The sequence below is a fragment of the Arthrobacter sp. OAP107 genome, from assembly GCF_040546765.1.
GTDB lineage: Bacteria > Actinomycetota > Actinomycetes > Actinomycetales > Micrococcaceae > Arthrobacter.
Genome location: NZ_JBEPOK010000001.1, coordinates 3,548,873 through 3,574,576 on the forward strand (window position 1 = coordinate 3,548,873; position 25,704 = coordinate 3,574,576).

At 67.1% G+C, this 25,704-nt stretch carries 23 protein-coding genes and 1 pseudogene; 6 read left to right on the forward strand and 18 right to left on the reverse strand.

Features of this window, described 5'->3' with window-relative positions:
* Positions 1–79: 79 nt before the first annotated feature.
* The 3 genes from kynU to ABIE00_RS16325 form a co-directional block, all read right to left on the reverse strand.
* Positions 80–1,318, reverse strand: a complete 1,239-nt coding sequence (kynU, locus tag ABIE00_RS16315; protein ID WP_354261790.1) for a kynureninase — start codon at positions 1,316–1,318, stop codon at positions 80–82.
* Positions 1,315–2,169, reverse strand: coding sequence for a tryptophan 2,3-dioxygenase (gene kynA, locus ABIE00_RS16320; protein WP_354261791.1), 855 nt, complete (start codon positions 2,167–2,169; stop codon positions 1,315–1,317). The genes kynU and kynA overlap by 4 nt, the downstream gene beginning before the upstream one ends.
* A gap of 63 nt (positions 2,170–2,232) precedes the next feature.
* A complete protein-coding gene (locus tag ABIE00_RS16325) occupies positions 2,233–3,216 on the reverse strand; it encodes a bifunctional riboflavin kinase/FAD synthetase (RefSeq protein WP_354261792.1) in 984 nt (327 codons plus the stop codon).
* A gap of 280 nt (positions 3,217–3,496) precedes the next feature.
* Between ABIE00_RS16325 and ABIE00_RS16330 the strand changes: the two genes are divergently transcribed.
* Complete coding sequence (locus ABIE00_RS16330) at positions 3,497–4,291, forward strand: DUF937 domain-containing protein (RefSeq protein WP_354261793.1); 795 nt, start codon at positions 3,497–3,499, stop codon at positions 4,289–4,291.
* A gap of 50 nt (positions 4,292–4,341) precedes the next feature.
* On the opposite strand, the gene ABIE00_RS16335 is transcribed toward ABIE00_RS16330, so the two are convergent.
* From ABIE00_RS16335 to truB, 3 genes are read right to left on the reverse strand one after another with little or no spacing between them, the layout of a single operon-like run.
* Positions 4,342–4,776: a hypothetical protein gene (locus ABIE00_RS16335; RefSeq protein ID WP_354261794.1), complete on the reverse strand. Its 435-nt coding sequence runs from the start codon at positions 4,774–4,776 to the stop codon at positions 4,342–4,344.
* Between the two features lie 19 nt (positions 4,777–4,795).
* The gene (locus ABIE00_RS16340; RefSeq protein WP_331573758.1) at positions 4,796–5,149 is read right to left on the reverse strand and encodes a hypothetical protein; all 354 of its coding nucleotides are present in this window, start codon (positions 5,147–5,149) and stop codon (positions 4,796–4,798) included.
* 2 nt (positions 5,150–5,151) lie between these two features.
* Complete coding sequence (truB, locus tag ABIE00_RS16345; protein ID WP_354261795.1) at positions 5,152–6,183, reverse strand: tRNA pseudouridine(55) synthase TruB; 1,032 nt, start codon at positions 6,181–6,183, stop codon at positions 5,152–5,154.
* 91 nt (positions 6,184–6,274) lie between these two features.
* Here truB and ABIE00_RS16350 point away from each other — a divergent pair, with 91 nt between their 5' ends.
* Complete coding sequence (locus ABIE00_RS16350; protein WP_354261796.1) at positions 6,275–7,435, forward strand: pyridoxal phosphate-dependent aminotransferase; 1,161 nt, start codon at positions 6,275–6,277, stop codon at positions 7,433–7,435.
* A gap of 6 nt (positions 7,436–7,441) precedes the next feature.
* Here the strand turns inward: ABIE00_RS16350 and ABIE00_RS16355 are convergent, their stop codons facing one another.
* From ABIE00_RS16355 to ABIE00_RS16365, 3 genes and pseudogenes are all read right to left on the reverse strand, one after another.
* Positions 7,442–7,927 (reverse strand): nucleoside deaminase, encoded by a 486-nt coding sequence (locus tag ABIE00_RS16355; RefSeq protein ID WP_331573764.1) that lies wholly within the window; start codon positions 7,925–7,927, stop codon positions 7,442–7,444.
* A 49-nt stretch (positions 7,928–7,976) separates the two neighbouring features.
* On the reverse strand, positions 7,977–8,669 hold the full coding sequence (locus ABIE00_RS25990; RefSeq protein WP_502914220.1) for an HNH endonuclease: 693 nt from the start codon (positions 8,667–8,669) through the stop codon (positions 7,977–7,979).
* Positions 8,670–8,877: 208 nt separating this feature from the next.
* Positions 8,878–9,834: pseudogene (locus ABIE00_RS16365) on the reverse strand (DUF222 domain-containing protein); the annotation flags it as partial.
* Positions 9,835–10,036: 202 nt separating this feature from the next.
* Here ABIE00_RS16365 and ABIE00_RS16370 point away from each other — a divergent pair.
* Positions 10,037–11,158, forward strand: coding sequence for a ScyD/ScyE family protein (locus tag ABIE00_RS16370; protein ID WP_354261797.1), 1,122 nt, complete (start codon positions 10,037–10,039; stop codon positions 11,156–11,158).
* A gap of 127 nt (positions 11,159–11,285) precedes the next feature.
* Here the strand turns inward: ABIE00_RS16370 and rbfA are convergent, their stop codons facing one another.
* The 5 genes from rbfA to rimP form a co-directional block, all read right to left on the reverse strand.
* On the reverse strand, positions 11,286–11,795 hold the full coding sequence (gene rbfA, locus ABIE00_RS16375) for a 30S ribosome-binding factor RbfA (protein WP_331573770.1): 510 nt from the start codon (positions 11,793–11,795) through the stop codon (positions 11,286–11,288).
* A gap of 143 nt (positions 11,796–11,938) precedes the next feature.
* Positions 11,939–14,815, reverse strand: coding sequence for a translation initiation factor IF-2 (infB, locus tag ABIE00_RS16380; RefSeq protein WP_354261798.1), 2,877 nt, complete (start codon positions 14,813–14,815; stop codon positions 11,939–11,941).
* Between the two features lie 152 nt (positions 14,816–14,967).
* Positions 14,968–15,309: a YlxR family protein gene (locus ABIE00_RS16385; protein WP_354261799.1), complete on the reverse strand. Its 342-nt coding sequence runs from the start codon at positions 15,307–15,309 to the stop codon at positions 14,968–14,970.
* Positions 15,310–15,546: 237 nt separating this feature from the next.
* Positions 15,547–16,524: a transcription termination factor NusA gene (gene nusA / locus ABIE00_RS16390; protein WP_076798160.1), complete on the reverse strand. Its 978-nt coding sequence runs from the start codon at positions 16,522–16,524 to the stop codon at positions 15,547–15,549.
* A complete protein-coding gene (gene rimP / locus ABIE00_RS16395) occupies positions 16,524–17,141 on the reverse strand; it encodes a ribosome maturation factor RimP (protein ID WP_331573777.1) in 618 nt (205 codons plus the stop codon). Before rimP ends, nusA begins: the two co-directional genes overlap by 1 nt.
* A gap of 105 nt (positions 17,142–17,246) precedes the next feature.
* On the opposite strand from rimP, the gene ABIE00_RS16400 reads away from it, so the two are divergent.
* The 3 genes from ABIE00_RS16400 to ABIE00_RS16410 all read left to right on the forward strand — a co-directional run bounded on the left by ABIE00_RS16400 (position 17,247) and on the right by ABIE00_RS16410 (position 20,410).
* Positions 17,247–18,428, forward strand: coding sequence for a DUF4439 domain-containing protein (locus ABIE00_RS16400; protein ID WP_354261800.1), 1,182 nt, complete (start codon positions 17,247–17,249; stop codon positions 18,426–18,428).
* 85 nt (positions 18,429–18,513) lie between these two features.
* Positions 18,514–19,257 carry a VIT1/CCC1 transporter family protein gene (locus tag ABIE00_RS16405; RefSeq protein ID WP_354261801.1) on the forward strand — a complete coding sequence of 248 codons (744 nt, stop codon included), beginning with the start codon at positions 18,514–18,516 and terminating at the stop codon, positions 19,255–19,257.
* A gap of 85 nt (positions 19,258–19,342) precedes the next feature.
* Complete coding sequence (locus ABIE00_RS16410) at positions 19,343–20,410, forward strand: aminoglycoside phosphotransferase family protein (RefSeq protein ID WP_354261802.1); 1,068 nt, start codon at positions 19,343–19,345, stop codon at positions 20,408–20,410.
* 45 nt (positions 20,411–20,455) lie between these two features.
* Here ABIE00_RS16410 and ABIE00_RS16415 read toward each other — a convergent pair whose 3' ends face one another.
* From ABIE00_RS16415 to ABIE00_RS16430, 4 genes are all read right to left on the reverse strand, one after another.
* Positions 20,456–21,919, reverse strand: coding sequence for a pyridoxal phosphate-dependent decarboxylase family protein (locus ABIE00_RS16415; protein ID WP_354261803.1), 1,464 nt, complete (start codon positions 21,917–21,919; stop codon positions 20,456–20,458).
* Positions 21,920–21,980: 61 nt separating this feature from the next.
* Entirely contained in the window at positions 21,981–22,775 is a 795-nt protein-coding gene (locus ABIE00_RS16420; RefSeq protein ID WP_354263386.1) for a sulfite exporter TauE/SafE family protein, read from the reverse strand.
* Between the two features lie 13 nt (positions 22,776–22,788).
* Positions 22,789–24,600: a proline--tRNA ligase gene (locus tag ABIE00_RS16425; RefSeq protein WP_331573789.1), complete on the reverse strand. Its 1,812-nt coding sequence runs from the start codon at positions 24,598–24,600 to the stop codon at positions 22,789–22,791.
* 464 nt (positions 24,601–25,064) lie between these two features.
* Positions 25,065–25,667 (reverse strand): hypothetical protein, encoded by a 603-nt coding sequence (locus tag ABIE00_RS16430; RefSeq protein ID WP_354261804.1) that lies wholly within the window; start codon positions 25,665–25,667, stop codon positions 25,065–25,067.
* Between the last annotated feature and the right edge of the window lie 37 nt (positions 25,668–25,704).

Sequence of the window (25,704 nt, forward strand, 5' to 3'; positions counted from 1 at the left end):
GCAACCACGGACTGCAGCCGGATCCACCGCTTAGTTTACCGGGCGTGTTGCAATTCTGTCGAAACGGCAAAAGGTCTGGTCATGCGTCCGGAAGCAGGTCCCGGATGGCCGCCATGCCGCGGTGGAGTTCGGCAAAGCCGGTGCTCAGCGGCGAAAGTCCGATCCTGATGCCCTGCGGCGCGCGGAAGTCCGGGATGACATCCCTCTCCCAGAGCGCCGCGGTCACCTCACGGAAGGCGGGATGGTCAACGGTGATGTGGCCTCCCCGGCGGTCGGCATCGCGTGGTGTAGCAAGCCTCACCCCGGCCGGCGCGAGCCAGGCATCGTGCAGTTCCAGCGCGTAAGCGGTAAGCTGCCGCGACTTTTCCCGGATGGCTGCCATGCCGGCCGCTTCAATCAGGTCCAGCGTGCCGCGCATGGCGATCATCCCGAAAATGGCCGGCGTGCCGCTCAGGAAACCACGGATGCCGGCTGCCGGTTCGTAGCCCGGGCCCATCTCGAAGGCGTCCTTCCGGCCCATCCATCCCCAGATAGGCTGCGCCAGTCCGGGCAGGTGCCGGGCATTGACGTAGGCGAACGCGGGCGAGCCCGGGCCGCCGTTCAGGTACTTGTACGTGCAGCCCGCCGCGAAGTCCACGTTCCAGGCATCCAGCTGCAGCTCCACCGACCCGGCGGAATGGCACAGGTCCCAGATCACCAGCCCGCCGGCGTCGTGCACCGCTGCCGTAATGGCCGGCAGGTCCGCAAGATACCCCGAGCGGTAGGCCACATGGCTGAGGAGGACGACGGCGGTGGCCGGCCCTACAGCCTCCCTCACCTGGTCGAGGTGGACACCGGAGGCGGGATCCGCCTCGATCCAGCGCAGTGTCAGGCCCTCCTCCTTGGCGATGCCTTCGACGAGGTACCGGTCGGTGGGAAAGTTGTCCGTGTCCACCACGATCTCTGTCCGCGCCGGATCCCCGACGGCGGCCAGCGCGGCCCGGATCAGCTTGTACAGCACCACCGTGGTGGAGTCGGCGATGATGGTCTGCCCCGCGGCGGCGCCCAGCACTGCACGCCCCAGCTGGTCGCCGATGGCCTGGGGCATCTCCAGCCATTCCTCGTCCCAGCCCCTGATCAGGCGCCCGCCCCAGCCCTCCTGGATAAAGGCGGCAATGTCTCCGGCGGTCCGCTTGAGCGGCCGGCCCAGGGAGTTGCCGTCCAGGTAGGACAGCTCGGTGTCCGCGCCGACGAACAGGTCCCGGTACCGGGCCAGCGGATCTTCGGCGTCGAGGCGTGCGGCTTTTTGCACCAGGGCATCGCCTGCCTGCGTGGTCACTGTCCGATCTCCGTGCGCACCGCGAACAGCTCCGGGAAGAACGTCAGCTCAAGCGCCTTTTGCAGGAACGCCGCTCCGGAGGAGCCGCCGGTGCCCGCCTTCATGCCGATGGTGCGCTGCACGGTGCGCAGGTGCCGGAACCGCCACAGCTGGAAGTTGTCCTCCAAGTCGACCAGCTCCTCGCATGCCTCGTAGGCTCCCCAGTTCTGCGCGGCATGCTCGTAGATGTGCTTGAACAGAGGCACCAGGGCGGGCTCAAACTCATGCGCACGGGTCACGTCCCTGGTCAGCACCTCCTCGGGAACGTCGAAGCCCTGGCGGTGCAGGTAGGCGAGGAATTCGTCGTAGATGCTCGGCGCGTGCAGCACCTGGGTGAGCAGGGCGTGGGCTTCGGGATCGGACTCGAACACGGGAAGCATCTTCCGGTTCTTGTTGCCCAGCACGAACTCGACGGCACGGTACTGGCTGGACTGGAAACCGGACGAGTTGCCCAGGAAACCGCGGAATTCGGCGTACTCGGTGGGTGTCAGCGTGGCCAGGACGGACCACTGCTCGGTGAGGGTCTTCTGGATGTGCTTGACCCGCGCGATGCCCTTCAGGGCCGAACCGAGGTCATCCGAACGCAGCCACACCGCGGCACTGCGGAGCTCGTGGAGCACCAGCTTCAGCCACAGCTCCGTGGTCTGGTGCTGGATGATGAACAGCAGTTCGTCGTGGTGTTCCGGGACGCTGACAGGCTGCTGGGCGCTTAGCAGCGTGGGCAGCTGCAGGTAGGAGGCGTAACTCATGCGGGAACTGAAATCCCGCACAATCCCCTTGTCCAGTTTCCTGGTGTTCTTCTCTACTGTCACAGCGTCGCCTTCCTTGCCAATACTGTGTGGTGCGGGACTGGTGAAGGACCGCGGGATGCAGGGCTAGCGCTGGAGCAGGATGTCGTGCGTCTGCAGGACGTCCTGGCGCATCTGCTCCACGAGGGCTTCTGGCCCACGGTACCCCACCATGCCCCGGAGCCTGGCCACGAACTCCACGACCACTGTCTGGCCGTACAGATCGAAGTCCTCGATACGCTCTTCGGGCCTGTCGATGACGTGCGCCTCCACCTGGCGGCTCACCCCGTCGAAGGTGGGGTTGGAGCCAACCGAGATGGCCGCCGGCCAGCGGGTCCCGGCCTGGTCCACGAGCCAGCCCGCGTAAATGCCGTCCGCCGGAATCAGGCCGCTCGCATCACTGGAGAGGTTGGCGGTGGGAAAACCGAGGTCGCGGCCGCGCGCAGCCCCGTGGACCACCTCGCCCCGCATCCGGTGAGCGCGGCCCAGGACCGCGCCGGCGGTCCCGACGTCTCCCTCCCGGAGCGCTTCGCGCACCCAGGTGGAGGAGCAGCGGCGGTCCGTTCCGCCGTCGTCATGGAGCGGAAAGCCCTCGGAGCCGAACTCGCTGATGATGAGGACCTCAAAGCCGAACTTCTCCCCCAGCTCCTGCATGGTGTTCAGGTCGCCGGAATTCCCCTTGCCGAACCGTGTGTCGTGGCCGATCACCACGTGGCTGGCGTGGAGGCTGTCCACCAGGACCGAGCCGACGAACTCTTCCGGGGTGAGGCTGGCGAGCTCCAGGGAGTACTTCATGACCAGGATGGCGTCCAGTCCGAGCTCGCCGAGCGCCTGGAGTTTGTCCTCCAGGCCCATGATCAGTTCGGGGGCGCTTTCCGGCCGATGGACCAGGGCCGGATGGGGATCGAACGTCACGGCAACCGACTTGGCGTTGTTCAGCCGCGCGGTCCTGATGAGCTGGGACAGCACCTGCTGGTGGCCGCGGTGGACGCCGTCGAAATTGCCGATAGTGACAACGGAAGGACCAAAGTCTTCGGGGACTTCGGTCGGATCGTTCCAGATGTGGACCATCAACCTCGCCTTTTACTGCCTGACAGAACTTGCTTCCGGCGCGCCAGGGGCCGGAACTCTCTAAGGTTACCCGCAATCACTGCCTGCCACGGACGCCCCGGGTGGGTGGCCCGCTGAGCGACGCGTCGCTGGCCCGTCGGGGGCCTACCTTTCCGCAAGCACGCGCCGCTAGGATGCAAGGGCGGTAGCCGGGCAGCGCTGCCTTGGCCTATCTGAGTTTCATTCGCGTCTTAACCGCACGGATCGCCTGCAGAATGAGCGGGCCGGAAGGAGCCACGCCATGACTGATATCCAGGAGCTGCTGGGACAGATCCCTGTCCAGCAGATTGCTTCCCTGTTGGGCACTGACACGGCGTCCGCGCAGGCCGCAGTGGAAGCCGCCGTGCCGACGCTGCTCGCCGGAATGCAGAACAACGTCCAGGCGCCGGATGGCGCCGCGGCCCTCGAGTCCGAACTGGCCAGGCACCGGAACGGGCTGGCCGACGGCGGAGTGGATCCGTCGCAGGTTGACACCCAGGACGGTGAAAAGATCGTTGGCCATGTCTTCGGCGGCCAGCAGGACCAGGTGGCCAACCGGCTGGCGGGGACAGCGAACCTGGGCGGTGTCGGCGGGGACCTCGTCCGCAAGCTGCTGCCGATCCTTGCCCCGATCGTCATGTCCTATCTGGCCAAGAAGGTCCTCGGTGGCGGGCAGGACTCCGGGGCACAGGGTTCTCGGCCGTCCCCGGCCGGCGGGGGGATTGACTTGGGCAGCATCCTTGGCGGGATCCTGGGCGGCGGCCTCGGCGGACTTGGTTCCGGAGGACAGGGTGGCGGTGGACAGGGCCCCGGCGGGCCAGGTTCGAGCGGACTCGGTTCAGGCGGGCTAGGCGATATCCTGGGCGGCATCCTTGGCGGCGGCTCGCAACCCCAGCAGGCTCAGCTGAGGGAGCAGGACCAGGAACCAGCCACGCCATCCGGCACCGAGCCGAATACAGCTGACGCCGGCCAAACGATCGATTCAGCGCCACCGGCGCACCGGTCCGTGACGCCCGGCGAGCTGATCGAGGTGGACCTGCCCGACGAGGACCGCTGACGCGGAACAGTGGTTCCCAGACCGCCGTGGTTCCCAGACCGCAGTGGTTCCTAGGCCGCCGGTGCTGACGGCCGCCGTCGGTAGAGCCAAATGAGGCCCAGGATCGGCAGGATCAGCGGAACGAAGGCGTAGCCGCGGCCAAACGCCGACCACACGGTTTCGTGCGGGAACTGCACGGAGTCGAACAGGCTCAGCGCCCCCACGACAATGACTCCCACGAGTTCCACCAGGACGGCCACCAGGGAGACTTTGAACCACGTGCGGCCAGCCTTGGCCAGCGACACGGTGGCCACGACGTAGACGACGGCGGCGAAAGCGGAGAGCAGGTAGGCCAGCGGGGCGTCGGAGAACTTGGTGAGGATCTGGTAGCCGGCCCTTGCAGTGGCCGAGATGGCAAAAATGGCGTAGACGGCGATCAGGAGCCGGCCGGGGCCGGTGTTCCTCGTATTGGTCGGTCGCTCGGTATGTTCGGACGTATCAGTCAACTTGCGTGCTTCTTCCACTTCAGTACCAAATCTGATTCATGCGGGCCGCCATGACGAGGGCAGTAACTCCGACGGCGGCCAGGACGAAGTTGCTCCAGCGGGTCCGCTCCAGGACGGACCAATATACGGCAGCCACAGGCAGCAGGAGGGCGGTGGCGAGGTAGCCCCAAAACTCCCAGGCCTCGCCCGCGATCTGCTCCCCCGCGATGACCCGCACTATCGAGCCCACGAGGTAGATCAGCAGCGCCAGTTCGACGGCGGCCACGGAGAGGATGGTGATGTCGTTCGGGGCTTTCTTCAGGATGCCGGCCGCCACGCAGATGAGGGTGGACAGCAGGCCAACCCCCAGGATGATGTAAAAGTACGCGTCCAACGCTAGGCCTGCCCGACGCCGTCGGCATGGGAACCGTTCGCAACGCCGGCATCTGCGCCGGACCCGTTGGAGGTGCCGGACCCGTTGGAGGTGCCGGAACTGTTGGGGGTGCCCGGTCCCGTTCCTGGGGCGAAGACCAGCACGGGTTTGGCGAAGCTTCCGCTGTCGGCGAGCAGCGCCACGAGAGATCCGTCAGGCGCGAACGCGGCTGCGGGTTTTTCCGCTGTGGCGGCACCCGGTGTGCCCGCCGCGGTTCCGGCGGCAATGCGCCGGCCGAAGGAAATCTCAGTGGTTTCGTCGGCAGTCAGGTCCCGGTTGGGCATGAGTGCCCTGGCCGCCTGCGACATTTCGAGGATTTCGAGGTCTTCGGCAAGCTCTTCGAGGGTGCGCGCCTGGTCCAGCGAGTACGGTCCCACGTTGGTCCGCCGGAGTGCGGTCAGATGACCGCCGACACCGAGGGAGCTGCCGAGGTCCCGGGCGAGGGCGCGGATGTAGGTGCCCGAGGAGCATTCCACCGTCACGTCGACGTCCACCACCTCCGTGTCGTGTCCGGCGGCCTGGCCACGGCGGATGCCGTGAATGTCGAAGCGGTGAATGGTGACCGGCCTGGCGGCCAGCTTGACCTCTTCCCCGGAGCGGACGCGGGCGTAGGAGCGTTCGCCGTTGACCTTGATGGCGCTGACGCTGCTGGGCACCTGCTGGATGTCGCCGGTAAGGGACTCCACACCGGAGCGGATGGCGTCTTCGGTCAGGGATGCGGCGCTCGTCCGGCTGACCACTTCGCCTTCGGCGTCGTCGGTGATGGTGGACTCCCCCAGCCGGATGGTTGCCGTGTAGGTCTTGGACGTGCCCACGATGTAGGTCAGGAGCCGCGTGGCCTTGTTGATGCCGAGCACCAGCACGCCGGTGGCCATGGGATCCAGCGTTCCCGCGTGGCCCACTTTCCGGGTACCGGCGATCCGCCGCATCCGTCCAACCACATCGTGGCTGGTCCATCCCTGCGGCTTGTCCACTATTACCAGTCCAGAAAGCACGCCTATCAGTATATCGGGCACGCGGCGGGGGTATTGGGGAACGCGCCCGCTCATCGGTGATGCGCCCCGGCCCGACGCTAGGATGGCACTCATGCCCGAGCTTTCCGCGCACATACGCGACGTACCCGTCAACCAGATCCGCGAGATTACTGAGGCGGCGTGGCGCAGCCCCGGGGCGCTGATCCTCAGCATCGGCGAGCCCGGGTTCCCGCTTCCCCGCCATGTCCTGGATGCCGGAATCGCATGCCTGGACCGCGACGAGACCAACTACACTCCCAACGCCGGCATCCCGCCGCTCCGGGAGGCTTTCGCCGCCAGGTTCCGGGAGCAGTCCGGCGTGGACATCGGGGCGGACCGCGTATATGTGGTCGACGGCGCGCAGCAGGGCCTGCACTTCGCGATGAGCCTGCTGCTCGCTCCCGGCGACGAAATCCTGATTCCCAATCCGGGCTATCCCACGTTTGCCATGACCAGCCGGCTGCTGCATGCCGTCCCCGTGGAGTATCCCTTGTACCCGGCGCACGATTTCCAGCCCCGCATCGCAGACATCGAGGCGCTCATCACGGACCGCACGCGCGTACTGATGCTCAACTCGCCGTCGAATCCTCTGGGTGCAGTCCTCCGGGAAGACTTGACCCGGGAATTGGTGGAACTGGCCCGCCGCCACGATCTGTGGATCATCTCGGACGAATGCTACGAGGCCTTCACCTACGACGTCCCGCATGTTAGTCCTGCCCGGTTCGACAGCACCGCGCCCGGCGCTGCGCGTGTCTTCACGTCGCTGACGCTGTCCAAGACCTACGGGCTCACCGGTCTGCGCATCGGGGCGCTGATCTGCCCGACCGGGCTGGAGCAGCGGATGAACAATGTCATGGAGGCGATCGTCTCCTGTGTGGCGTCGCCGTCCCAGTACGCGGCGCTCGCCGCGTTGACCGGACCTCAGGACTATGTGTCGCAGGCCCACGCGCATTACCGTGCCAACCGCGACGCGGCGTCGGCTGTGCTGGCAGAGAAGGGCATTCCGTTTTTGAGCGCACAGGGGGCGTTCTACCTGTGGGCGGACGTCTCGCACGTCAGCGGCGGAAACGTCCGGGGATGGGTCAAGGAGTTCCTTGCCGAGGCCGGCGTCTCCTTTGCCCCCGGAACTGCCTTCGGCTCCATCGGCGAGGGCTGGATCCGGATCGCCTTGTGCGGTGACCAAAGCGAACTGGTCGAGGGCGTGGGGAGGCTCCCGCGCAGGTCCGCAGGGTAGCGGTCGTCAGTAGTCGGTGCGTTCGGCGTTCTTGCGCCAGGCTTCGAACGGATCTTCCGACGTCGGAACCGGGGTGTGGCTGACCGGCAGCAGTTCGGGCCGGGCGCCGCCGAAGTATTCGTAGAACAGCGCGTCGTCGAATCCCGCGGCGGCTGCGCCGTGCCGGTCGGCGGCGAAGTACACCCGGTCGATGCGCGCCCAGAGCGCCGCCGCGAGGCACAGCGGGCAGGGCTCGCAGCTGGCGTACAGGACGGCGTCACTGAGGTCGAAGTTCCGGGTCTCCGCAGCGGCGGTCCGGATGGCCACCACCTCGGCATGGGCGGTGGGGTCGTTGTCCCGGGTGACGCGGTTGACCCCTTCGTGGACGGTGCCGTCGGCCGTCACCACCAGCGCGCCGAAGGGCCCGCCACCGGCCGCGACGTTCCGTTGGGCCAGGGCCACGGCCTCGGTCAGATATTGGGTCACGTCTGCAGCTGATGGTTGGGCGCGCATGGTCTGATCATAGTCAGCCGGATGGCGCTGCGGGACAGCCAGGTGCCGTTCATTGGTGTTGGGGTCGTGAGTGGAAGTAGTTGTTGCGGCGGGGTTTTCGTTGGGGGTCGAGTTCTGGTGGGGGTTTGAACCATGGCACTTCGTTGGTGACTTCGATGCTCCAGTGTTCTTTGTGGATGAGGTGGTGGTGATGGCTGCAGAGCAGGACGCCGTTGCTGGTGCTTGTGGTTCCGGCGCGGGACCAGTAGGTGATGTGGTGGGCTTCGCACCATGCGGCGGGGATGGTGCAGCCCGGGAACGCGCAGCCTTGGTCGCGGGCGGTGATGGCTTTGCGGATGTGGGGTGGGAAGACGCGTGAGGCGCGGCCGATGTCCAGGATCCGGCCCCGGCTGCCGAGGACAACGGGGATGATGTCGGCGTCGCAGGCGATTTTCCGGATCGTGGCAGGGTTCACCGGGCCGCCGAACGCGAACAGGGCCGTGCCTTGGCTGGTTCCGCGGCCGGCCGCGGCAGAGTACGCCGGCCGCGGACCTTGAACGCCGTGAGTGACCTGAGTGCCGTGGGCTCTTTCGAGGTCTTGGGCGTTGTGGGCCGGTGGTGTGTCTGGAGCCCATTGGGTGTTGTGGGCCCATTGTGCGTTGCGGCGGTGTTGGAGGTCGGCGAGGAGGTCGCGGTAGTTGATGGTGACCAGGATCTGGGGCCGGTGTCCGCCGTTGGCGGGCAGGGTGTCGGTGGTGAGCACTGTTTGCAACGCCCCGACGAGCCCGTCGAGCCGTTTCTGACCCTGTGACCGGTGATCCAGGCAGATTTCCGGCGGATCCGCGGTGCCGGATCCCTGCGAGGCTGGCCGGTGCGGCGGCACCCGCCCCGCCACTGTCCATCCCGGCACTGTCCATCCCGCCACTGTCCATCCCGCCACTGATCGTTCTGCCGGCGCCGTTCCCGTCGGCGCCGTTCCCGTCGGCGCTGTTCCCGTCGGCGCCGTTGCCGTCGGTGTCCTTGCGGTCTTCCTGTTGTGGGGTGCGGGGGTTGGTGGCGGTGTTCATGACGGTGGTGATGGTTTCGAACTGTTCGGCGGTCGCGAAGATTTCCAGGTGCTGCAGGCCGTGTTTGGGCCGGCGGATGAAGGCGCCCTGGATCTGCCGGAGGGCTCCTTCGGAGGGTTCGGTGCCGTCCTGGTCGATGGCCTCGGCCCAGTGCCGGGCGACCCGGGTGAGGAAGTCGGCGTCGTTCTCGACCGCGGCTTGGGTCAGGTCGTGTTCCATCGCGGCGGTGTGGTCCGGGGTGGTGAAATGCCGTGCCCGGTCCAGGGCCAGGGTGATGGTGGTCGCGGTGCGGGAGCTGATCCGGGCGGTGTCGACCGCGGCGGCGAGCTGTTCGTAGCGGGGCGGGAGCTGTTGCCCGCCGAACCCGGTCCGGGGCAGGACCGAATCGGCCAGGCCGATCCGGCGCCGGGCTTCGGCGGAGCTGATCCGCAGCCTGTCCCGGAGGAACTCGACACTGTTCCGGGACCCGTCATCCCCCGGCGAAGGCTCAGCGACCGCGGCGGGGTCAGGGACGGGGACCAGGGGTGAGGCGGCGGCGGTGAGTGCGGCGGTGCGGGACCGGTCCACCGCCCCGGCGGCGATCACCTGCAGGCGCTCCACCCTCCGGGAGAGCCGCTCGAGCCGGTCCGCGAAATCCGCGGCGTGCCCGAAACCCCACAACGCGGCGTCCTCGGCGGTGACCGCATCCGATGACAACAAAGCCAGGGCCTGATCAACCACGTCCCCCTCAAAGACGCGGGCGTCCGCCTCGGCAGGAACGCTGTGAAGGGCGTTGGCACCCACCGAAACCAGCCCAGAAGCCAACCCACCGGCACCCGGCCGACCGGCCCGGTCCCCAGTGAATCCCCCAACGGCTTCCATGGACCCAGTCTGAAGCGGGGGTCTGACATTAAAGGCCCCGTACGAAGGCACCCGAAAACTTTTTGCAGATCCGGGCGAAGGCCCCGGCCCATCGACACGGCCCGAAAGCCGGGCTTAAAATAACGCGCGTCGGTGGACCCGTTTTTCGGACCACATATCGGTCTCAATGCTCTGGATGCGCAACGAAGACATTGGAGACGGTATGGAAAAGCAACGAGCACTTATGGCAGCTGTCGCGGCTGCATCACTCCTCTTGTCAGCGTCCCCGGCGGGGCACGCGGCCCCGGCAGGCACGGCCGCTGCGGCCCAGACCGCACCCACCGTGCTTGCCAAGGGCCTCCTGAGCCCGCTCCACCTCAGCGACGGACCGGGGCGTTCGGTTCTGGTCAGCGAGGAATTCAAGGGGCAGCTGACGAAAATCGCCCGGGACGGCAGTAAATCCGTGGTCTACCGCAACGCGGCCTGGGACGTCGCTGGCAGCGACCGCCGCGGCCACACCATTTACCTGGCCGAAAGCCAGGGCGCCGGCCCGATGGATCCGAGGCCGCTGTCCGGACATATCAGGAGCATTGACGCCGACGGTAAGCAGCGCACCTTCGGCAACCTGGCCGCCCTGGAGATGAAACACAACGCCGACGCAGGCAACAGCTACGGCTTCAACGACTTGCCCGCCGCCTGCGCTTCGAAACTCCCGAAGGACGTGCCGATCTCCTATAAGGGCCAGATCGATTCCCATCCCTATGGAATCGATGTTTACGGTGACACCATCTACGTAGCCGACGCCGGGGCCAACGCCATCGTCTCGGTCGACGTGGAGTCGGGAGAGGCTGAAACCGTTGCCGTGCTGCCCGCCCGGCCGCACACGTTCACCGCGAAGGAGGCCGCGGCCATCAAACTTCCGGGCTGCATCGCCGGCCACACCTACCGCTTCGAACCCGTGCCCACCGACGTCAAGCGCGGGCCCGACGGCTGGCTGTACGTCTCCGTGCTGCCCGGCGGCCCGGAGGACCCCGCGCTGGGTGCCCGCGGAGCGGTGTACAAGATCAATCCCCACAATGGCCGCGTCAGGCTCTTCGCCGACGACGTGATGTCACCCACCGGTCTGGACATGGACGACGACGGGCACGTATACGTCGCGTCGCTGTTCGGCAAGGGCGTGCTGAGGCTGTCCGCCCACTCGAGCAAGCAGACGGTAGTTCTTCCGGGCGTGCTCACGGCTGACGTCGACATCCGGGGCGAAAGCATCTACGCCACGGTCAACTCGCTGCCGGCACCGAATGCGGCACCGGACGGCCGTGTCGTAAAGGCCTCGCTGGATGACTAGCGAAAAATAAGGACCGGACAAAGTAGGAACAGCAAAAGGTAAGGGTGCGGCCGGATCGATTCGATCCGGCCGCACCCCCACTATGCCTGGCGGCATGGCTCCGATGAGCCGTTCAGAACGCGGAACGCTACCGGTTCCGGTCCTCGTCGATTGCCTCGTCGTCCGCCAGGTCCAGGTCCTCTTCGTCGAAATCGTCCTCGTCGATGTCCACGTCCGGCTGGACGTCGCTCTTGTATGGGTCGGCGTCGCCCGCGTGCTTGGCTTTCTCGGCCAGGGCAGCCACTTCGGCGTCGCGCCGCTTGGCCTCCCGGAGCAGCTCCTCCAGGTTGGAGGCGTTCACGGGGATCTGGTCGGCCACGAACTCGAGCGTGGGGGTAAGACGGGCAGTGATATTCCGGCCCACTTCCTGCCGCAGCACACCCTTGGCCTTCTCCAGGCCTTTGGCAGCGTCAGCCTGCGCGGCCTGGTCACCGAACACAGTGTAGTAGACGGTGGCATGCTGCAGGTCATTGGTCACACGGGCATCAGTGACAGTAATCCCCTCAAGCCGAGGATCCTTCACCTTCCGGCCCAAAGCCTCAGCAACAACAACCTTAATCCGCTGCGCCATCTTGGCAGCGCGTGCCGGATCAGCCATGACATCCTCCTGGATGGAAATAGAAAAACTGGGGCGCGCCAAAGCATGGAACAACGTTAGCGCGTAGCGTTTGTGGGCGCCTGGGAGTGGGGCGGGGCCGCCGGGAAAAACCCAACGGCCCCGCACCTTTGAAACTCACACGACTAGACGCGCGGCTTCTCGCGCATCTCGAAGGTCTCGATGATGTCACCTTCAACGATGTCGTTGTACGAGCCAAGACCGATACCGCACTCGAAGTCCGTCCGGACCTCGGTGGCGTCGTCCTTGAAGCGCTTGAGCGTCTCCACCGTGAGGTTGTCGCCGATGATCTTGCCGCCGCGGCTGATGCGGGCCTTCGAGTTGCGTCGGATCGTGCCCGAGCGAACGATGGAGCCTGCAATGTTGCCGAACTTGGAGGAACGGAACACTTCGCGGACCTCGGCTGTGCCCAGCTGGACCTCTTCGTACTCCGGCTTGAGCATGCCCTTGAGGGCCATCTCGATGTCATCGATTGCTGCGTAGATGACGGAGTAGAAGCGCATGTCCACGCCTTCGCGGTCTGCCAGCTCGGCAACCCGCTCGGCGGGCTTGACGTTGAAGCCGATGATGACGGCGCTGTCGACCGTTGCCAGGTTGACGTCGTTCTGCGTGATCGCACCCACACCGCGGTGGATGACGCGCAGCTGGACGCCTTCGCCAACGTCGATCTTGAGCAGCGCGTCTTCGAGGGCCTCCACGGCACCGGACACGTCACCCTTGAGGATGAGGTTGAGGGTGTCGATCTTGCCTTCAGCGACGGCCTGGTCGAAGTCCTCCAGGCTGATGCGCTTGCGGCGCTTGGCCAGCTGGGCATTGCGGTCAGCGGCTTCACGCTTTTCGGCGATCTGGCGGGCCGTGCGCTCGTCGGCGGTCACCAGGAAGGTGTCACCGGCGCGCGGCACGTTGGACAGGCCGAGGACCTGGACCGGACGGGACGGCAGCGCGACGTCGAGGGCTTCGCCGTCTTCGTCGAACATGGCACGGACGCGGCCGTGAGCCGTGCCGGCCACGATCGTGTCGCCGACGGCCAGGGTACCGGACTGCACCAGGACGGTGGCCACGGAACCGCGGCCCTTGTCCAGGTTGGCTTCGATGGCGATGCCTCGGGCGGCCTTGTCCGGGTTGGCCCGCAGGTCAAGCGCGGCGTCGGCGGTCAGGAGCACGGCGTCGATCAGTTCGTTAATGTTCAGGTTCTGGCGGGCAGAGACCTCAACGAACATGGTGTCGCCACCGTATTCTTCGGGAACCAGGCCGTACTCGGTGAGCTGGCCCTTGACCTTGTCCGGGTTCGCGCCTTCCTTGTCGATCTTGTTCACGGCCACGACGATCGGCACGTTGGCCGCCTGGGCGTGGTTGAGTGCTTCAACGGTCTGGGGCATCACGCCGTCGTCCGCTGCCACAACCAGGATGGCGATGTCCGTGACCTTCGCACCACGGGCACGCATGGCGGTGAACGCCTCGTGACCCGGGGTATCGATGAAGGTGATGTCGCGCAGCGCACCCTCGTGCTCGTGGCTGATCTGGTAGGCACCGATGTGCTGGGTAATGCCGCCGTGCTCGCCGGCAACGACGTCCGAGTTACGGATGGCATCCAGCAGGCGGGTCTTACCGTGGTCAACGTGACCCATGACGGTGACTACCGGAGGACGTGCCTCGAGCTCTTCGTCGCCTTCGGCCTCGAGTTCGGCCTCGACGTCGATATCGAACGTGCTGAGGAGCTCGCGCTCTTCATCCTCGGGCGAAACGACCTGCAGCTTGTAGCCGAGTTCCTCGCCGAGGAGCGCAAAGGTGTCCTCGTCCAGCGACTGGGTGGCCGTTGCCATTTCACCGAGGTGGAAGAGCACGGTTACCAGTGCGGCGGGGTTCGCCTCGATCTTGTCAGCGAAGTCCGTGATGGACGAGCCACGACGAAGGCGGATAACGGTGTTGCCGTCGCCGCGGGGTACGCTCACGCCACCCAGCGACGGTGCGCTCATCTGCTCAAGTTCCTGGCGCTTTGCGCGCTTCGACTTGCGCTGCTTGCCGCGGCCTGCGCCGCCCTTGCCGAACGCACCCTGGGTACCACCGCGACCGCGGCCACCCTTGCCGAAGCCACCGCCGGCCGGAGCACCGCCGCCGCCACCGGGACCGCCGGTTCCGGGAGCGCCGGGACGGCCGGGACCGCGCCCGCCGCCACCGGGACGACCTGCACCTGCAGGTGCGGGACGCTCGGTGCGGTTAGGCATCATGCCCGGCGTGGGCCGGTTTCCGCCGGCACCCGGACGGGGACCGCCCGGACGGGGGCCACCTGCACCGGCCGCAGGACGCGGGCCGGGCGTAGCGCCGGGACGCGGAGCACCGGGGCGGGGTCCGCCCGCACCGGCTGCCGGACGCGGGCCACCGGGACGCTCACCGTCAGTGCGGCCGCCGCCGGGACGGGGCATGCCCTGGGAAGTTGCAAACGGGTTGTTGCCCGGGCGCGGCGGACGTTCGCCGTCTCCTCCACGGCCGCGGGGCATGCCCTGGGACGTGGCGAAGGGGTTGTTGCCTGGGCGGGGGCCGCCGGGACGCGGAGCGCCACCTGGACGAGAGGGAGTCTCGGCCTTGGGCGCGGGACGGGCACCCGGCTTGGCACCAGTGGAAGGCGCAGCAGGCGTTGCGGCAGCCGGAGCTGCCGGGGCGGCTGGAGCAGCCGGAGCTGCAGGCGCCTCGGCCTTGGGTGCCGGTGCCGGTGCCGGTGCGGGAGCCGGAGCAGGCGCCGCAGCCTTGGGGGCAGCGGGACCGGGTGCCGGCGCGGGACGGGATTCTGCCGGCTTGGCCGGAGACTTGGGGGCAGCTGCGGGGGCTTCGGACTTCGAAGCGGCGGCAGCCGGGAACGCGTTGCGGAGTTTCCGCACCACGGGGGCCTCAATGGTGGAAGAGGCGGAGCGAACGAATTCGCCCAGTTCCTGCAGTTTAGTTACTGCATCTTTGGAAGTAATACCGAGCTCTTTTGCAAGCTCATGTACGCGGACCTTGGCCACATTTCTCCTGTCTCGGTCCGCACCGAGCCAGGCACGAACCGTCTACTTCTTACTGCGGGCCCCCGCTGCGGTTACAGCTGAAAGGCCCTTTGCAGAGCGCAACAAAGTTGTCATCGTTACGCACTCATCGCTGGGAACTCATCGGGTTTCCATCAGATTTCTGACCCGCTTTCAGGTTGGACGGTTGGTACTGCAGACGCCGGGACGTCCGCAGCGTGCGCTCCTGCCGTTATCCGGCGTTCGACGGCGGCGGTTCCGGTTGCCCCGTTGAGGGCCCTTCCGAAGGCTCGCCGCTTGACCGCCAGGGCCAGGCACGCTTCGCTGGGGTGCAGCCATGCACCCCGGCCAGCCATCCGGCGTCGTTCATCCACCACGATGGCGGACGAACCGCCGGTGTCGGAGACGAGCCGGAGCAACTCTGACCGCGGCCCCTTTTTCCGGCATCCGATACAGGTACGCTGCGGCTGATTCCCGAGTTGTTGCACGTGTGCCACTGCCGAGTATCTTCCTGCCTGTACCTATCTGCCTGCCCGGCCCCCCGCACTGGCTTTCGACAGGTCTGGGCGCACGAACACGCTGATGCCGGCCGCTGGGCGCGGCCAAGTTCTATTCTAGCCCCTCACAGGCCCCATACCCGAAACCGGAAAACGAAACTGCCCGCCACGGGGGCGGGCAGACCGGCAGCGCCAAGGGCCTTTGCCGGACGGTTTTCCGCCGTCCGGCCGGTGCTTCTAACCGCGCGGAGCGGCGGCGTCCGAGACGATATCGATCCGCCACCCCGTCAGCTTGGCGGCGAGACGGGCGTTCTGCCCCTCCTTGCCGATGGCAAGGGAGAGCTGGTAGTCCGGCACTACGACGCGGGCCGAACGGGTGGCCTCGTCGGTGATGGTGACTGAATTCACGCGCGACGGCGACAGTGCGCTGGCGATGAAGGTGGCCGGATCCTCGCTGAAGTCAACGATGTCGATCTTTTCGTCGTTCAGTTCGGTCATGACAGCCCGCACGCGCGAGCCCATTTCACCGATGCAGGCACCCTTGGCGTTGATGCCCGGAGTGTTCGCCTTGACCGCGATCTTGGTGCGGTGCCCGGCCTCGCGGGCCAGGGCGACGATCTCCACAGAGCGGTCGGCAATCTCCGGGACCTCCAGTTCGAAAAGCTTCCGAACCAGGCCCGGGTGTGACCGGGACAGGGTGATGGACGGGCCCTTGGTCCCGCGGTGCACGTCGATCACGTACGCGCGCAGCCGGTTTCCGTGGATGTACTTCTCCCCCGGCACCTGTTCCGGCGGCGGGAGCAGGGCTTCCACGGTGCCCAGGTTGACCTGGATCATGTGCGGGTTGTTGCCCTGCTGGATCAGCCCGGCAACAAGTTCACCCTCGCGGCCCTTGAATTCGCCCAGGACGTTGTCGTCCTCAACGTCACGCAGCCGCTGCAGGATGATCTGCCGGGCGGTGCTGGCGGCGATGCGGCCGAACCCGGCCGGCGTGTGCTCGAACTCGCCGATGGGTGCGCCGTCGTCGTCGATTTCCGTGGCCCAGATGGTCACGTGGCCGCTCTTGCGGTCCAGCTCCGCCCGGGCCTTCTCGAAGGCGCCCGGCGACTTGTGGTAGGCAACGAGCAGTGCCTGCTCGATCGTGGGGATGAGGAGATCCAGCGGGATTTCGCGCTCACGCTCCAGTAGTCTCAGCGCGCTCATGTCAATATCCATCAGGCCTCCTCAGAAGGTCCATTGTGCTCAGTTTCCAGACCGGCCTCGTCGAGGCGGCTGAACTCAATTTCGACTTTTCCGCTGCGGATCTTGTCGAAAGGAAGTTTTACGGGGTCGCCCTGCTTGGGCTTCATGCCCTTTTTGACGGCGATTTCGGGGATGAGGGTCACGCCGGCGTCGTCGACGGAGCTGATTCTGCCGGTGACGTTCTCGCCCTGGATCACGTTGACGTTGACCATTCGGCCGCGGGCGCGGTGCCAGTGCCGGGGCTCGGTCAGCGGACGCCCCACGCCGGGCGACGAAACCTCAAGGTCATAGGGACGGCTGTCCGTGCTGGGGTCACTGTCCAGGATGTCGGAAAGTTCCTTGGAGATGTCTGCGATGACGTCCAGGCTCACCCCGCCCGTTTCTTCCTGCGGCAGATCCACCACCACGTGGACCACGCGGTTGGAGCCTGCAATGTGGATGGCAACATCCTCCAGGTAAAGCCGGTGCGCCTGGACCGCGGGTTCCAGCAGCGCCCGGAGGCGTTCAGCCTCGGGATTGTGGACAGCCGCGGGCTCAGCCTTTCCCGCGTCGGTCCGGTCTGATGAAGTCGTGGCTTCTGCATTGCTCACGATGCCGGCCGCCTCCCGTTAGATGATGTTGTGACTACTAGCGTAGCGATTTTCCGGGCGCCTTGGTGCACGGACTTCCTGCCGGCCGTGACAACATGGTCTGTTGTGAATGACGACAGCGGGCGAAAAAGAAGGCCGGCCAGCTATCTCCGGTACGCCCTGCTGGCACTCGCCGCGTTCCTGGTGCTGAGCCTCGGTTTTGCGCTGATTCCGCGGGAATCCCCTGCACCGGCAACGCCCCCCTTCTCCGAGCAGGCACGCGCCGCCGCCCTCGCCGAAACCCTGGACCTGAGGACGGTCAGCCAGCAGCTCGCGGTCGGATCGTCCGGCGCCCGGCGGCAGCTGTTTTCGCACACTGTGACTTTGCTGACTACACAGGCGAGGGCGCTCCTTCTTCCGGGCGCCACCGCCGGTTCGGCGGCCGGGCAGTCTGGAACCAAGGGCCCCTCGGGCACGGCATCACCCGGCGCAGCACCGTCGGGCACGGCAACGTTGCCGGCTTTGGTGTCCGCGCTGTCCAAGAGCGGAAAGGCACGCCTCCTCCATGCAGAGAAGGCCGACGGCGGGATGGCCCGCCTGCTCGCCGCGGTAGGAACCGCTCAACTGCTTCAGGCCACGACCCTGGCCCAGGCTGCCGGGACGCCGCCGCCTGCGCTCCCGGCGCCCGCGGCAACGCAGCGCGACGCGGCCACGGCGTGCTCCATGGCCACCCCTTCGGGCAGCAGCGGGTCAAAAGACGGCGCCCAACCGGGCAACGGCAGCCAGCCCACCCCAACAGCGGACCCGGCAGGCAGTGCCACGCTGGCCGCCGCCCTCGACCGGGTGGTCCGGACAGAAGTTGAGACGGTCTACGGCTACCAGGTGGCGCTGACGCGCCTGGACGGCGCCGCCGCGGACCAGGCAGCCGCCCTGCTGGCCACCCACGAGACCCTTGTTGGCCAGGCAGAGGCCTACACCCGTGTTCAATGCGCGTCAGTTCCTCCCCGCGAACCGGGCTACACCCTGGGCACCTCGTTCCTGCAGAAGCCCGCCGCGGGGCTGGCCAGCCTGGAAGCCGGAACTCTCCCGGTCTACGGCGACCTGGTGGCGTTGAGCGACGGTGAGACCCGGCGGTGGGCTGTCTCCTCGCTGGTCGCGGCTGCCCAGCGGACCATGCGCTGGGGGTCTGACCCTGGGCCGGTGCCCGGCATTGTGCTGGACACTGCGCTCCTGCCGGAGCTTCCGGAACCGGCCGCGCCGTCGCCAAGCCACAGCGACGCCGATGCGGCGGCAACATCCGCACCCTGAATGCGGCGGGCGGCAGCCCGGTGACTAAGTCCGGCCGATGACTCTCCACTGGCACGCGGCTGTCCCCAGGTGGTTTGCTGGAACCATGGACTCCACGGACAAATCGCTGTCGCTCCCTGATGGGCAGCACGCTAATGAGCCCCACCACAATGACATCGTGCACCGCCTGAACTGGCTGCGCGCCGGTGTCCTCGGAGCCAACGACGGGATCGTGTCGGTAGCGGCCATTGTGGTGGGCGTCGCCGGTGCGACCAGCGAGAACGGCCCCATCCTCGCTGCCGGTGCCGCCGGGCTCGTGGGTGGCGCCGTATCCATGGCGCTGGGCGAGTACGTCTCCGTCAGCAGCCAGAGTGACAGCCAAAAGGCGTTGATCGAGAAGGAACGGCGCGAACTTGCGGAAGAACCGGAAGAGGAGCTGCTGGAGCTCGCCGCCATCTACCGGAGCAAGGGCCTTAGCGAGGAAACAGCCCGGACAGTTGCCCGGGAACTGACCGAACACGACGCCCTGGCCGCCCACCTGTCCGCCGAGCTCAATATTGACGAACAGGACATCGTCAGCCCCTGGCATGCCGCCTTTGCCTCGGCCATTGCATTCACGCTGGGGGCCGTACTGCCGATGCTCGCCATCCTGCTGCCACCGGAAAACATCCGCGTCGCCGTGACGTTTGGAGCCGTCCTGCTGGCCCTGGCCGTGACAGGCGCAATCGGTGCCTGGATCGGCGGCGGCTCGAAAACCCGGGCCGGCGCACGCGTGGTGGTGGGTGGCGGCCTTGCCTTGGCCGCGACGTTCACGATCGGCAACCTGCTGGGCGCCAGCGGCATCGTGTAAGCGGCATCCGTAGCGCGGGCAGCATCGTCCAGGCAGGGCTGTCCGGCCTTCCCGGTTTGCAGGGCCGCTCAACTACGCTGGAGCTGTGAGCCCGCCAGCAGACGTTCCCATCCCCCCGGACCTGACGCGCCGCTATTCCCGCAGCAGCGCCGGCAGGGCCTGGCTGGCGTCACTGCCGGACATGATCCGCGGCCGGCTGGACCAGTGGCAGCTTGAGCTTGACCTGGAACCCGGAGCGCTTCCGTGGAGCGGACACGGCGGTGTTGTGGTGCCGGTCCGCGCGGCAGGATCCGCCGCCGCACTCAAGGTGGCCTTTCCACATGATGAAGCCCTGGTGGAACGACATGCGCTGGCGCTGTGGGGCGGCCATGGCGCGGTGAAGCTGCTGGCCTCCGACGCCGGGACCTGTTCCATGCTCCTTGAGCGCCTGGATGCGGGCAGGTCGCTCCGGACGGAGCCGATGGACACCGCCATTGAGGTGTGGGGCAGCCTGATGCGGCAGCTGAGCGTTCTGCCCGACGGCCGGCCGCAGTGGCAGGAGTTTGTGCACGTGGCCGCACGGGCAGAGCAGTGGAGCGACGACCTGCCCGCCGAATGGGAACAGCTTGGGCGCCCGTTTCCCCGGTGGCTGCTGGAGGCCGCGCTGGAAGTCTGCCAGACGCGCGGCGCCGTGGGCCGCCGCTCCTCGGAGGACGTCCTGGTGAACACCGACTTCCACTACCTCAACATCCTGGCCAGGCTGGACGCGCCCGGACCTGAGTCCGGGATTGCCGCAACCGGGAATGCAGCCGCAGACGGCTTTGCCGCCATCGATCCCCAGCCGATGGTGGGTGAGGCGGAATTTGCCGTGGCTCCCGTGCTCTGGAACCGGATCCCGGACCTGCCCGCGTCGGATCCGGCCGGCGGACTGCTGGCGAGGTGCCATGACTTCAGCGTGGCGGCCGGGCTGGACCCGGAGGTGGCCCGGCAGTGGAGCCTGGCCCGCGAGGTGGACAACGCGCTGCACTACGCCTCGAGGCCGGACCACGGCGGCGACATGGCACGCTCGCTGTGGGTGGCCAGCACCCTTGCCGGCCGGACCCTCGACGGGCTTCCGGCTCCCCACGACTTGCCCGAACCAGGCGAGGAGGCCATGAACTCCTCCCCGCCGTAGAGCCGTAGGGCCGGAGGGCCGGAGGGCCGGAGGACCGGAGGACCGTTAGGGCCCTGCCTGGCGGACGCCTTCGACGGCTGTCCGCACCGCCTCCACAGCGGTGGCGACGTCGTCGGCGTCGGTGGTCCAGTTGCTGACTGATATCCGCACCACGGCCCTGCCATGCCAACGCGACCCGGACATCCAGACCTTGCCGTCGGCAATGAGCCGATCCGCCACGCGCCGGGTGGTGGCGTCGTCGCCGAAAGCCATCGTGATCTGCGTGTAGCCGACCTCGTTGAGCACTTCCACTCCGTCCAGGACGGTGAGCTTTTCAGCGAGCTGGGAGGCGGAGGAAGCAAGACGGCGAATCTGTTCGGCCACGCCGTCCCTGCCCAAAGACCTCAGCGCTGCCCAGACAGGCACTCCCCTGGCCCTGCGGGAGAGCTCAGGCACCCGCTGGCTCGGATCACCGGCGCCGTCGGCATCCTGGAGGAGGTAGCTGGCGTTCAGCCCCATGGCGCTGCGCAGCGCCTGGGCGTCGCGAACCGCCACGACGCCGCAGTCGTAGGGGACGTTGAGGCTCTTGTGGGCGTCAGTGGCCCAGGAGTCGGCCTGTTCCACGCCTGCGGTCAGCGCCGCGAGTTCCGGTACCGCCGCAGCCCAGAGCCCGAAGGCCCCGTCCACATGCACCCAGGCACCATGTGCCTTGGACACCGCGATGGCCGCGGCGAAGGGATCGAAGGCTCCGGAGTGGAGGTTTCCGGCCTGCAGGCACACCAGCACCAGGGCAGCTCCCCGCCCTTGGGCTCCGCCAGGCTGAGCGGCATCCGACCGCTGCCCGGAAGCATGCTCCAGCGCGATCCGGTCCAGGGCACAGTCGAGCTCGGCGGCGTCGATGCGTCCCTGGCTGTCGGCCGGAACCACGGTGGGGCTGCCCATGCCCAGGTAGCGCAGGGCCAGGTCCACGGTCTCGTGCCGTTCCTGCCCCACCAGGCAGTGGATCCGGGGCGCCCCGAAGAGCCCATCCCGTTCCAGGTCCCAGCCGGCGCGCCTAAGCAGCCGCCACCGGGCGGCCGCGAGCCCGGTGAAGTTGGCCATGGTGGCCCCGGTGACGAAACCGACGTCGGACGCCTCCGGCAGGCCCAGCAGCTGCAGCAGCCAGTGGCCGGCGGCATCCTCGATGGCGGCTATGGCTGGGGTGGCGTAGCGGAGTACCGAGTTCTGGTCCCAGGAACTGACCAGCCAGTCCGCCGCCATGGCGGCCGGGAGGGTGCCGCCGATGACCCAGCCGAAGAAGCGTCCGGACGGCATGGCCATCAGGCCCGGTTCGGCGTGGCTCGCCAGGTAATCCACCACGTCGGCCGGCGCCATGCCGGACTGTGGCAGCGCTCCGTCGAACGCTGCGGCAAGTTCCCGGGCTGCCTGCTGCGGACCTACCCGGCGGCTGGGCTGGCTTTCCAGCCAGCGCGTGGCGTGCCGGACGGCTGCGGCCAAGGCGTCCCGGTACGGTTCCGCACCGGCTGACATAGAGGCATGCTACGCCGTCCCGTAGCTGCCCGCGAGGACACACGCTTCACCGGGGCTTGGTTCAGGCGAAGTTCTCCTGCCAGACGTCGAAGGCGAGCTTGACGATCAGGGCGAAAACCACCACGAGGAAGACGACGCGCACGAACTTGCTCCCCTGCTTTACCGCGGTTCGCGCGCCGAGGTAGCCCCCTGCCATGTTCGCCGCGCCCAGCAGCAGGCCGACTCCCCAGAGCAGGGAGCCGTGCGGAAGAAAGAATATTAGCGCCCCGGCGTTCGTCGCCATGTTGACGATTTTCGCCTTGGCGCTGGCCTCCAGGAACGCGTACCCCATCGCCGAAACCAGCGCAATCACCAGGAACGATCCGGTCCCGGGGCCAATCAGGCCGTCGTAAAACCCGATAACCGCGCCGATGGCGCACGCCACCACATAGTGCGTATGGCCTTCATGCCTCAGCTCGGTGAGGTGTCCGGCGTCGGGCTTGAGGGCCGTGAACAGCGCAACGGCCACCAGGGCCACCACGATGATCGGCTTGAACACCTCCGCCGGCAGCCGGGTGGCCAGCAGCGCACCGCCAAAGCTGCCGGCCAACGCGATCACGGCCATGGGCAGAGCCGTCCGCAGATCGGGCCGCACGCGGCCGTAGTAAGTCACAGCGCTGGTGGTGGTGCCGAAGATGGAGCCCATCTTGTTGGTGGCCAATGCCTGCACCGGCGTGATCCCCGGCACGAGCAGCAGCGCCGGCAGCTGCAACAGCCCGCCGCCGCCCACGACGGCGTCCACCCAGCCTGCGGAGAAGCCAGCCACCACTATCAGGACGATAGTGGCGAGCTGGATCGACTCAAACCCCGAAACCACTAGCGAGTGGGCGTCAGTTGCTGCGGACGGCGTTGACCACATAGTCAACGGCCTTGTCCACGGCCACGTTCTCAGCCTCGCCGCTGCGGCGGTCCTTGATTTCGACGACGCCGTCCGCCAGTCCGCGGCCGACGGCCAGGATGGTGGGCACACCGACAAGCTCGGCGTCGCCGAACTTAACACCCGGGGAAACCTTGGGCCGGTCATCGTAGATGACGTCCAGGCCGGCGCCTTCCAGCTCGAGGGCGAGCTGTTCAGCGGCGGCGAAGATCTCCTCGCCGCGGCCGACGGCCACCACATGCACATCGGCCGGCGCCACGGAGCGGGGCCAGACGAGACCCTTTGCGTCGTGGTTGGATTCAGCCAGCGCGGCCACGGCACGGGTGACACCCACGCCGTAGGAACCCATGGTGACCACCACCTGCTTGCCGTTCTGATCCAGGACCTTCAGTTCCAGCGCTTCGGCGTACTTGCGGCCCAGCGCGAAGATGTGTCCCATCTCGATGCCGCGGGCCGTTTCGAGCGGTCCTGAGCCGTCCGGGGCTTCATCACCGGCGCGGACTTCGGTGCATTCAATGACGCCGTCCCACGTGAAGTCGCGTCCGGCGACGAGCCCGTAGACGTGCTTGCCGGCCATGTTGGCCCCGGTGATCCAGGCCGTGCCGCTGACGACGCGCGGGTCCACCAGGTACAGGAGCTTGGCGGCGCCCTCCAGGCCAAGGAGGGGTTCGTTCAGGGACATGCCCGGGCCGAGGTAACCGCGCACGATGAGCGGGTTGCGGGCCAGGTCCTCCTCGCCCGCGGCTTCCACGGCGATTTCACCGGCCACCGGCAGGTAGGCGCCGATATTGGCCTCCACGCGCTTGAGGTCGACGCCGCGGTCGCCGGGGACACCGAGGACCACGATCTGGCGTTCCCCGGTGGGCAGGGTGACGGCGAGAACAACGTTCTTGAGCGTGTCAGCGGCAGTCCAGGGGCCGCCGTCGGCCTCGCTGCGCGGCACGAGCTCGTTGGAGGCAGCCACGAGCGTTTCGATCGTGGGAGTGTTCGGGGTATCCCGGATCTCCGCAGCGGGAGCGTTGGTGAAGTCGATCTCGGCCGGAACCACGGTGGTCACGGCTTCGACGTTGGCGGCGTAGCCGCCCGCCGAGCGCACGAAGGTGTCCTCGCCGACCTCGGTGGGGTGCAGAAATTCCTCACTCCGGGATCCGCCCATGGCACCGGCCGTGGCCGTCACAGGGATGACTTCCAGGCCCAGGCGCTCGAAGATCTTCAGGTACGCCGCCCGGTGGGCGGAGTAGCTGGCATCCAGCCCCGCGTCGTCGACGTCGAACGAGTAGGAGTCCTTCATGATGAATTCGCGGCCGCGGAGCAGGCCGGCGCGGGGACGTGCCTCATCGCGGTACTTGTTCTGGATCTGGTAGATGCTCAGCGGCAGGTCCTTGTACGAGGAGTACAGGTCCTTGACCAGGAGGGTGAACATCTCCTCGTGCGTGGGGGCCAGCAGGTAGTCGCCGCCCTTGCGGTCCTTCAGCCGGAACAGCCCTTCGCCGTATTCGGTCCAGCGGTTGGTCGCCTCATAGGGCTCCTTCGGGAGCAGCGCAGGGAAGTGGACTTCCTGGGCACCGATTTCGGCCATTTCTTCGCGGATGATCTGTTCCACCTTGCGCAGGACGCTCAGTCCAAGCGGCAGCCAGGTGTAGATGCCCGGAGCCGCGCGGCGGATGTATCCCGCGCGCACGAGCAGCCGGTGGCTGGCCACCTCGGCGTCGGCGGGGTCTTCACGCAGGGTGCGCAGGAAAAGCTTGGAGAGTCGAAGAACCACGGGTAGGTGTCCGTTTCTGGGGGAAGTGCTGATTGTCTGGGTACTAATCTACCGGCTGGGCAGCAGTACAGGTTTCCGGACCCTGTGGCAGCGTACAGAAAAGCCACGCCCCGCAGGAGAAGCCCCTGGCCGATTCCGGCTGGTCATCCCTGCGGTGGCGTGGCTTCGCGGCCGGTCATGCCGCTAATTCTTGAGAGACCACCCGAGTCCGTAAACGCGGTTAGGAAGAACCTATGTGATAGCCGTCACCGATTCCAAATCCGGCTTGGCGGGGCTAGCGGCCCGACCACCGGACCAGGTCACGCTACTTCACAAGCGCTGCCGCAGAGTCCATGAGTTTTGCCGCCCTGGAGCTTGCGTCTGCCTCGCTTGCGCCCCCGGCTGCAAGCACGGTGATCAGAACGCCGCGCTTCACAGCCTGCGCAGTGATCATCGACTGGTGGCCGCCGTCCGGCAAGGCGGTATCAGTCCTGTATGCGACTCGCCCCCGGCACGGAGCCGATCCCACTGAGCCTGTTGATAGTTACAGCGACCTTCACGCCGGACATGGTCAGGGACATGTTCGCGCACTTACTGAGCTCCGCAGACTGGGCAAGACCTTTCCTGAGAAACGCCGGGTCCAAGCCGGAGGTCAGGGCAATGGCGGTCGAGGCACCGGCCGCAGCATCCAAACTTGTTCCCATCGCAGCGGTGGCCCCTTCCACCGACGGCGCGCTGCCAGATAACGCGAGTTCGCGGCACGCTGCAGGCTCCACAGCCGCTGACGCCATCACGCTCTTCGCCTGTTCCACGTTCCCGGAGAGGTCGGCGCTGGACATTACCGCGAGCTTTTTGCCCGCGGCATCACGCAGCTGACCCACCAATGCGGCCAGTTCGCTGCTGGTGTATTTCTTGACCGGCGTCGGGGAGGAAGTGGGCGTCGGAGTAGGTGCTGCGGCAAGAGCGGAGGTGGCGGTCGCCGATGAACTGACAGTAGCTGCACCGGAAGTGCTTGCCGGGCTGCTGCAGGCGGACAGGCCGGCGGCAAGCACGGCTGTGGCAGCAAAAATGTGCAGAGCTGATTTCAAAATGTTCCCCCGTGTGAGTGAATGCGTCGGCGGCGCC